The organism is Rhodococcus sp. NPDC060084 (assembly GCF_042730335.1).
Classification (GTDB): domain Bacteria; phylum Actinomycetota; class Actinomycetes; order Mycobacteriales; family Mycobacteriaceae; genus Rhodococcus.
The window spans coordinates 49,181-57,598 of record NZ_JBHWWX010000027.1 but is presented as its reverse complement, the minus strand read 5'-3'; the positions used below and the strand labels follow the sequence as shown (position 1 = coordinate 57,598).

Genomic DNA, 8,418 nt, shown 5'->3' with positions numbered 1-8,418 from the left:
CGCTTCGTGCGCGGCCCCCGGCCCGTTTCGCGTGGGACAACCTCAGGACGCGCCCTCGGTGTCGTCGAAGAAGTGCCAGGTTCCGTCTTCGTCGTTCTGGGCCTCCATCCGCCAGCCGAGTTCGCTGTTGTCGGCACGCTTGTCGACGAACCACGCGTGCGCGTCATCGGCACTGGCGATTTCCTTGGTCTCGACGATGTCGCCCTTGGGATCGATCACTCTGTAATTAGCCATGCCCGAGTACTTCCCGGCGGAGCCCCGGCCCTAAACCTCCTTTTCCTCCCCGCTCGCGCCGCCCCGCTCCCGCCGTGTCGCACAGCGGGACCGCGACCCAGGGGTGTAGGGTGGAGAAATCGCACGGCTCGCAGCCTCCGAGCTATCTTCTTCGGACGGGCCTCGATGATCTTCTTCGATCTGCACCCGAGTACCCGCGCATACACCGCGCGACCTCGCTGTTTGCACCTCGTCGCTCCCCTTCGGCCGGAGTTGTCCGCGCCGAACCCGAAAGGACCACCATGAGTAGCTACACCGAAGCCAACAATCCCTTGTTCCTGCAGCCGGTCAACCCGAACGAGCCGGAGCAGGCCGAGCCTGTCGCGCCTGCCGCGCAGGTCGGCCCCTACGACTACAGCTCGATCTTCTCCGGTCGCCCCTGACGGCCTACGGTGTCGCGAACTCCACGAGAGCTCGCGACACCGGTTCGCCGTGCCCGTCGTTCTGATCGGCTGCCGCGGTGAGAACGTCGATGTGGTTGTACCCGGGAAGGGTGATCGCCACAGCGTTCGGATGGTTCGACGCCGGGAGCGTGATTCCACCGCTCCCGCGCAACGTGAGGACCGGGTTCCTCGTCACCCCGTCGCGGTACAGATGATGCGCCGCAAACGACGGGGCCGTACTCTGCGCGAGATCCGACGGTAAGCGCATCGGGAAGTACCACTCGGTGAAATCCAACGGCGGCTCGGACAGGTTGCGCGCCAACTCGTTTATCGATGTCACCTCACCGGCCCGAGAGGTATACCGGCTTTCCTCCGGCAACGACGCTTCGGTACCCACCTCGTCGTAATCGAGCCACCGGTAGATCACCTCGGGGTCGCCGTATACCGCCGGCGACGCCTTCGGGGCGTCCCCGAAGGATCCCGATTCGAGTATCTCCGGAGTGGACGGCACCGGGAACACCTTGTCCTGCACGGGCCCTCCGGTCATGAACCCGACACTCGCCTGCAAGAACCCCAGCGGCTGTGAGTTGTCGTCCAGGAGGGCGCCGAGCACCGCTTCATTGGTGGCGTTGAGCGTCCGCACATCGGGTACACCCGTCGCGAACATCTCCGGATCCTTCGCCAGCAACGTACGCAGCGTCCAGTTCACGTTCGCGTTGTCGGGCATCCGCGACACGATGTCGTTGACCCCGTCGGGGTCCAACCGTGCCGCAAGCCCTGCCAGCGCAAGGGTATTCGTGGTTTCGGGGTTGATGACCGCGGGAAGTTGCAGGACCGGACTCGCCGTGGAGGCCGCTCCGAGGAAGATCTCGAGCGGTGCGGCCAATGCTTCGGGTACGTCGGGTTGCTGCCCGGAACTCGGGAACGGCGCGCCCGCACGAATAACGGTATCGAGCGCGAAATAGCCCGAGCACTGGTTGTAGCCGGCGTCGTCGGTGGTGGCAGGGTCGGCGTCGAAATCCCATTCCGCGAAGTAGCCGGTGATGAAACCGCCCATCGAGTGCCCACCGCAGAGCACCTTCTCCTTGCGGACCTTCTGGTCCGGAAACTCGTGTCGCAGAAGGTCGTACTGGTCGCGCAGGGTCTGCTCGAGACCCACATGTGCGAGCCACGCGACATCCGACCCTGTCGCATGTCCTTCGAAGCGTGCGCCGTCGATCTCGGCGTCGCGGAAGTAGTAGTCGGTGGCCGTATCAAGATCGCCCGTCTCGAGCGCGGCGCGCATCCCGACGTGGTCCTCGAGACAGTTGGAGCGCCGGTCGAGGGCCCAGAACTCGACGTGCAGGCCGCGCTCTGAGGCCGCCACCACCGTATTGCGAGCCACACTCTCGAATGCCCCTGCGCCCTCGAAGATTCCGGGCTGTGCGACGAAGATGCGATCGGCATCCCCGGACTCGACGGGGCCGTCGACCGACCGCCACCGCAGATACGACAGTCGGTCGCACTCCGGTGGGTGCGGCCCCACCTCCGGCGGTAACGGCACGGCGATGGACACGACCGACCCCGCAACCTTCTCGGCGAGCGGCGCTGTGGACAGGTACGGAACCTCGGTCCGGTCTCCGGCCTGCGCGTGGGCCACCCCCGGGAGGACCACCATGCCGGCACCGGCCGTCGCCGCGAGCAGCACCGACATCGACGCCCGCGCGACCGCATCCACGATCTTCATGTGTCCCCCCACCGAGTCCCTCGGATCGAACCGCACCGGGTGGCGTATGGCAACCCCGCCGTCCGGAATCTGTCGATTCCACCACGGTGGGTGCGACGGTGACGTGGAATACCGCATTCGGCGGCAGCGCTCCGCAGGTTCGGTCAGGCGCGGCGCTCCGGGACGGTCCCGGCCCCCGGCCGGGTGGCTCGTCGGCCGACCCGGACCCCGGCCGGGGTCGAACGATCCCGGAGCGCGCGTCGTATTACCCGTTCACCTTCGCCGAAGGTCCCTATCGGTAAGGCCGTTCGTCCTCAATCCTGACGACCTTCGGCGCGAATACGTATTGCCGGCCCAGATTTCCCCGCAGGGTGACGGAGGCGGCCGGCTGGGGATATGAGATTCCGGCGTCACTTGCCCGTGTTCGAACGGCCGTGATCACTCGACCCGCGGTTGCGCCGCCTGCGGAGGAAGTTCGACACCGCCAACAACGATTTCGACGTCTTCGTCGGGTGCCCTTTTCGGCGCTGCAGAACACCGGCAACGAGAGACAAACCCCCGGCGACCAGCGGAACTGCCAGCGAGAGCAGCACCCATCGACGGACCGGCTTACTGAGCAGAGCCCACATGTGAAGTCCTTTCACCCATACGCCGCCTCGTCGATCGAGGCGACGGTCGTGCCATCCATGGACGGCCGACGTCTTTCCCTCTTATCTATGCCCAGAGTGCCCTCCACCTATTCCCTCCTGCGGCGATGAAGATCATCCGGCACAACGCAATCGGATTCGGCGTCACGGCAGGCGAAAGCCCCCTCGAGGGCCCGGCACGGAAAGATCGGCGCCCCTTCCGCTCGGGTACGATTCCCCGGGGTTAAAGAGAAGCCCTTGATCGTCAATCGTGTCCGCGGTGTCGAGTGCGAGTTTTCGAACCGGCGGGATCGGGTCTGTTTCAGGAGAAACCCTTCAATGAGAGTTGTTCCCGCGTCGAATGCTCGGCCGGTCTCCCCTCCCCGCGGTCCAGGGGGAATCGGGGCTTCGGATCGCCGTGCGTCGCGTCACCGGTGGTGCCCGCCGAGCACAGTCGGCCGACACCCGTGTTCGTCTGAGCCGGTAGAGATCTCGAGTGCTTCCGAGTGCATGCACCGAGATTCCGGTCGCCCGGTGGTTACCGCATGACGGACCACGACGGGAACGGATCCTCGACCGTCACCCCGGCGTCGAACAACGCCGATCCCGCAACTGTGTTCACTGCCCTGGCCGAGATCCTGTACGGCGGCGCCGACGCTTCCGAGGTGTACTCGGCGATCTGCGTGGCCGCAACCCTGCTCGTGCCCGGCTGTGACCACGCGAGCGTGATGCTGCGCCGCAACGGAGAGTTCGTCCTCGTCGCCGCCAGCGACGATGTCGCTGCGGCCATCGATTCCCACGAGCGGCACCTCGGTGAGGGACCCTGCCTGGACGCGATCGAGGAAGAGGTTCCGCAGATCGAGGCAGATCTGCGGAACGGCTCGTCGTGGCCCGCACTCGCCCGGGCGGTGGTCGAGTCCACCCCCGTGCGCGGAGCAATGGGTTTCCGGTTGCTGATCGACGAACGGAAGGTCGGGGCACTGAATCTGTTCTCGGATACTGTCGGCGCGTTCACTTCCGCGGCCGCGGCCGACCATGCCAGCATGCTGGCGGCGTTCGCCTCGGTCACTGCCACCGCAATCGGCCGCGGCGAAGACATCGACTCGCTGCGTAGCGGTTTGGTGAGCAATCGGGAGATCGGCAAAGCAGTCGGCCTCGTGATGGCGGCCCAGGACCTCACAGCCGACGAGGCGTTCGACCTTCTGCGGCGCACGTCGCAGCAAGTCAATCTCAAGGTTGCGGATCTGGCCCGCACCGTCGTCGAGAATCATTCCGTCGGCAAGGACCGCTGAGCCCCGACGGCGGCGTGAGCTACTGCTCTGAACTCACGCCGCCTGGGTCCGACCACCCGCCCGGGCAGATGTCAAACCTCTCTCTCCGATACCCCGCCCTCACTGCACGGAAACCCGCGGGATCGACAGCACCGCCATGTCCCCCGGCGGCGCCGGAACTGCGCTAGGAGCGCGCCGCGCCGGGCAGGCCCGCGGGGTGAACGGCTCCCGATGGTCCCAGCTCGGTCTGGGTTTTCGCGCCGACGAGTGTGAAGCACACGCGGGCTCCCTCCGTCCACGTGGTGTCGATCCAGATGTTGCCCCCGTGGTAGTCGACGATCTTTCGGCATACGGCCAGACCGATACCGGTCCCGGTGTAGACGTCCCGGGCATGCAAGCGCTGGAAGATGACGAAGACTTTTTCCGCGAATTCGGCGGGGATACCGATGCCGTTGTCGCTGACGGAGAACTCCCAGCCGGCCGCGTCGTCCTCCGCGTCCACCCTCTCGCACGTGATCCGGACGACGGGAGTCCGGTCGGGATGCCGGAACTTGATCGCATTGGCCAGCAGGTTCTGCCAAAGCATCGTCAGCAGGGTGGGGTCACCGGTCAGCTCGGGCATCTTCTCGGGCCGCTCGATGCGGGCCTGTGCCTCGTCGATCATGATCGCGAGATTGGACTGCGCCTTGTCCAAGGTCTTGTCCAGGTCCACGCGCAGACGCGCGTCGTTGACCCGGCCCACGCGGGAGAACGCCAGCAGGTCGTTGATGAGGACCTGCATACGTTTCGCCCCGTCGACCGCGAAGGCGATGTACTGGGCACCCCGGTCGTCGAGTTTGTCTCCGTAGCGCTTCTCGAGCAACTGGCAGAAGGAGGCAACCTTGCGCAGTGGTTCCTGCAGGTCGTGCGACGCAACGTAGGCGAACTGCTCCAGTTCGGTGTTGGAGCGTCGAAGCTCGTCGGCCTGGGCATCGAGATCGGCGGTCTGACGAGCTAGCTTGTCCTGCTGCCGGCGTGCATCGGTCAATGCCTGGGCGATGTGCCCGCGCATCGCCTCCACGTCCGTCGCAAGGTCCCGGATGTCCTTCGGGCCCTGCGGGTAGATGTGCTGATCGAAGTTCCCGTCACCGGCAACCCGCCGCGTCGCCGCCCGGAGCCGGAGAAGTGGCGTGGCGACCAGGTTGTGCACGAGCACGACCATGAGTGCGCCGGTGAACAGGAAACCGACCACCATCGCCACGAGGACAGAATTGCGGACGGTGCGGGCTTGCACGAGCCCCTCGTAACCGTCCGCCTGAGCCTGGACGAGGATCGTGTTCTGGTCCTCGAATTGGGAGCGCAGCACGTCGAAGGCGGCACGTCCGCGTTCGATCTCCGCGATATCGGTTCGCTCGGTCCCGCTCGGCGGTGCATCCACGAGCGGCTCTGCGTACTCGGCACGCCATGCCGCCGCATTCGAGGTGATGGTGTCGAGGTTGGCGAGCGCATCGTCGTGGCCGGCCATCAGGGTGCGCAGCCGCTCCACGGAGTTCCGCTCGGCCTCGAGCCCGGTGAGGTACGGCTCGAGAAAGCCCGGGTCTCCGGTGAGGGCATAACCACGCGCTCCGGTCTCCTGGTTGAGCAGAGCAGACTGGAACCGGTACGCCTCGACCTGTGCCGGCTGGATGTCCACGACCAACTGGTCGGTGATCCGGGCGGTCCGGTCGATGAAGTAGGTACCGATAACCGTGCCCACCAGAAGGAACACCGCCAGGGCTGCGAACGCAACCTGGAACCAGCCCTGGACAGTCATCCGGGAACGGATCTGTTCGCTCTTGGGTTCGGGTAACGAAGGATCTCTCATGCTCGCTTAGGTCCTGTTCTTTCCACTTCGCGCCGCACACCGGTCCGATGTCCGCGTGCGTTTCCGATCCGAGCGAGACGGGACGACCCTGCACGCGGCAGGGGTACCGACATCGAGAACACCGCCGTAGCGTACTGGGAGGAATCGGACACGGGTAATCGCACGGCATCGATGGTCTTTTCCTGCCCGTCCGAACGAATTGCAGCCGGACACGCTCGGGTCCCGGGCGGCTCGGGACCGATCCCGGCCGGCGTCCGGGCATGAGCGGACGAGCCACAACGGGATCGCGACGAGCGGAGCGTCACCGTGCCCGAATTGCCGCCATCATCATCGAACCGAGGACGCGAGCACGACCACGTGGCATCGTTGAAGAGCGGGTACCTGCATGTTCACCGAGCACCACACCGTAGGCCTGGAGGCCACCATGCTCATTCTCCTCGGACTCGTTCTCCTGCTCGCAGCCGTCGTCGTCGGGGTTGTCGGCGTATTGACCAACGGCGGCGAGGAACACACGATCACCGACGGGTTCTCCGTCTTCGGCTACGAGGTCACCGGCTCCACCGGGACCCTGTTCCTCTACGGCATCGTCGTGGGCGCTGTCGGCCTGCTCGGGCTGGCTCTGCTCATGTCCGGGGCGCGGCGATCGTCCCGGCGTACCAGAACTGCCCGCCGCGAGGCGAAGGACGCCCGCAAAGAAGCAGCGAAAGCACAAAAGGACCGGGATCGCATCGCGGAACAGAACAGCACGCTCGTCTCGGATGCGAATACCGCCCGCACCACACCTGCCACCGACACCGCGTCCACCACCGGCACCGCACCCACCACCGGGACGACACCCAGCACCGGGACGACACCCAGCGGAACGACATCACCCACCGACACGACGTCGCACGGAGCCCATCAACGCGGCGCGCGGTACACGGGAGAAGAACGGCCCTGAACGCCCCTGGAGGCGCCATGGGCACCGAGTCCTGTCCATCGGCGAAGTCGACGCCCGCACACGCCTGAGCATCGACACGCGCCGCTTCCACGAACGGGGAAGGCGCATATCGTCCGCCGCAACGAAGTACTTCGGGTCGCCGCGAACGTTGCTGCTACACCGAAGCTCCGACGCCCAAGGATCGGCCGGGGCGCTTTGTGTGCGGGACGACACCGACGACACCAACTCGTTCGCGGTCGGTGGACTCAGTCGTCGGACGACGGCCCCGGTCCGGTCGTGGCGTACCGGGCGGCGATGGTGCGGACCGCCTCGTCGACCACCTGGGCGACGGTACACATAGGTGCCCCCAGTGGGACTCGAACCCACACTTGGCGGATTTTAAGTCCGCTGCCTCTGCCAATTGGGCTATAGGGGCGTCCGGAACACCCTAGCGCGTGACGGACTGGGCGATCCCGTCCAGGATGTCGTGCTCGCTCACAACGAGTTCGGTGATGCCGGCGCGGCGTCGGAGTTCGTCGGCGAGGACGGTGGTGACGATTGCGCCGCCGCCGATGACGTCCACCCGGCCGGGGTGCATCGGCCCGAGAGCAGCACGTTTCTCGCGGGTCGCGGCGAGCAGTCCGTCGCACACCTGCCGGAGGCGGTCGAACCCGACGGTCGACAGATGCACCCTGTCGGGATCGTAGGTGTCGAGGTCGTTGCCGAGCGCGGCAAGGGTGGTCATGGTGCCCGCGACTCCGACCCAGGTACGGGCGCGCTCGACCGGAACGTGCGCGAGCGCCTCTGCGATCTTTTCCGCGGCGATCTCCCGCGCCTCCGAGACCTGCTCGGCGGTGGGCGGATCGTCGTGCAGACACCTCTCCGTGAGGCGCACGCACCCGATGTCGGTGGAATACGCTGCGTGAACACCGTTCTCGTCGCCCAGCACCACCTCGGTGGAGCCGCCGCCCAGATCGACGACGACGAAAGGTCCCCTGGCGGCATCGAGTTCACCGACGGCACCGGCGAAGGACAAACGCGCCTCTTCGTCCCCGGTGATGACTTCGGCTTCGGCGCCGGGAATCACGGCTCCGAGCACCTCGCGGGTCATGGAGAAGAAGTCTTCCCGATTCTGCGCGTCGCGTGTCGCCGATGTCGCGACCATCCGCACCCCGGTCGCACCGGTGTCGCGAATGATGCCGGCGTACTCGGTGAGCGCCACACGGGTTCGCTCGATCGCCTCGGGAGCGAGACGGCCCGTGGCATCGACGCCCTGCCCCAACCGGACGACGCGCATCAGCCGGGTGACATCGGTGAGGGTGCCGTCGTCGGCGATGTCCGCGACGAGCAGGCGAATGGAGTTGGTCCCGCAGTCGATGCCCGCTACGCGAGACACGC

General features: G+C 66.3%; 7 protein-coding genes and 1 tRNA gene. 3 read left to right on the top strand and 5 right to left on the bottom strand.

The window, feature by feature from the left end:
• Positions 1-42: 42 nt before the first annotated feature.
• Positions 43-234 (bottom strand): hypothetical protein, encoded by a 192-nt coding sequence (locus tag ACFWBU_RS14820; RefSeq protein WP_169621526.1) that lies wholly within the window; start codon positions 232-234, stop codon positions 43-45.
• 281 nt (positions 235-515) lie between these two features.
• Between ACFWBU_RS14820 and ACFWBU_RS14815 the strand changes: the two genes are divergently transcribed.
• Positions 516-656, top strand: coding sequence for a hypothetical protein (locus ACFWBU_RS14815; protein ID WP_169652516.1), 141 nt, complete (start codon positions 516-518; stop codon positions 654-656).
• Between the two features lie 4 nt (positions 657-660).
• On the opposite strand, the gene ACFWBU_RS14810 is transcribed toward ACFWBU_RS14815, so the two are convergent.
• Complete coding sequence (locus tag ACFWBU_RS14810) at positions 661-2,382, bottom strand: hypothetical protein (protein ID WP_296551024.1); 1,722 nt, start codon at positions 2,380-2,382, stop codon at positions 661-663.
• Positions 2,383-3,532: 1,150 nt separating this feature from the next.
• Here ACFWBU_RS14810 and ACFWBU_RS14805 point away from each other — a divergent pair.
• Positions 3,533-4,279, top strand: coding sequence for a GAF and ANTAR domain-containing protein (locus ACFWBU_RS14805; RefSeq protein WP_169652517.1), 747 nt, complete (start codon positions 3,533-3,535; stop codon positions 4,277-4,279).
• Positions 4,280-4,442: 163 nt separating this feature from the next.
• Here ACFWBU_RS14805 and ACFWBU_RS14800 read toward each other — a convergent pair whose 3' ends face one another.
• Positions 4,443-6,101, bottom strand: coding sequence for a CHASE3 domain-containing protein (locus ACFWBU_RS14800; protein WP_169621524.1), 1,659 nt, complete (start codon positions 6,099-6,101; stop codon positions 4,443-4,445).
• Positions 6,102-6,486: 385 nt separating this feature from the next.
• Between ACFWBU_RS14800 and ACFWBU_RS14795 the strand changes: the two genes are divergently transcribed.
• Positions 6,487-7,041 carry a hypothetical protein gene (locus ACFWBU_RS14795; protein ID WP_378528606.1) on the top strand — a complete coding sequence of 185 codons (555 nt, stop codon included), beginning with the start codon at positions 6,487-6,489 and terminating at the stop codon, positions 7,039-7,041.
• A 341-nt stretch (positions 7,042-7,382) separates the two neighbouring features.
• Here the strand turns inward: ACFWBU_RS14795 and ACFWBU_RS14790 are convergent.
• A tRNA-Leu gene (locus ACFWBU_RS14790) sits at positions 7,383-7,456 on the bottom strand.
• A 12-nt stretch (positions 7,457-7,468) separates the two neighbouring features.
• The gene (locus tag ACFWBU_RS14785) at positions 7,469-8,416 is read right to left on the bottom strand and encodes an exopolyphosphatase (protein ID WP_378528609.1); all 948 of its coding nucleotides are present in this window, start codon (positions 8,414-8,416) and stop codon (positions 7,469-7,471) included.
• Between the last annotated feature and the right edge of the window lie 2 nt (positions 8,417-8,418).

Excerpts from the sequence above, each read along its gene's own strand:
- ACFWBU_RS14820 (WP_169621526.1), bottom strand. The coding sequence starts at position 234 with ATGGCTAATTACAGAGTGATCGATCCCAAGGGCGACATCGTCGAGACC.
- ACFWBU_RS14815 (WP_169652516.1), top strand. The coding sequence starts at position 516 with ATGAGTAGCTACACCGAAGCCAACAATCCCTTGTTCCTGCAGCCGGTC.
- ACFWBU_RS14810 (WP_296551024.1), bottom strand. The coding sequence starts at position 2,382 with ATGAAGATCGTGGATGCGGTCGCGCGGGCGTCGATGTCGGTGCTGCTC.
- ACFWBU_RS14805 (WP_169652517.1), top strand. The coding sequence starts at position 3,533 with ATGACGGACCACGACGGGAACGGATCCTCGACCGTCACCCCGGCGTCG.
- ACFWBU_RS14800 (WP_169621524.1), bottom strand. The coding sequence starts at position 6,101 with ATGAGAGATCCTTCGTTACCCGAACCCAAGAGCGAACAGATCCGTTCC.
- ACFWBU_RS14795 (WP_378528606.1), top strand. The coding sequence starts at position 6,487 with ATGTTCACCGAGCACCACACCGTAGGCCTGGAGGCCACCATGCTCATT.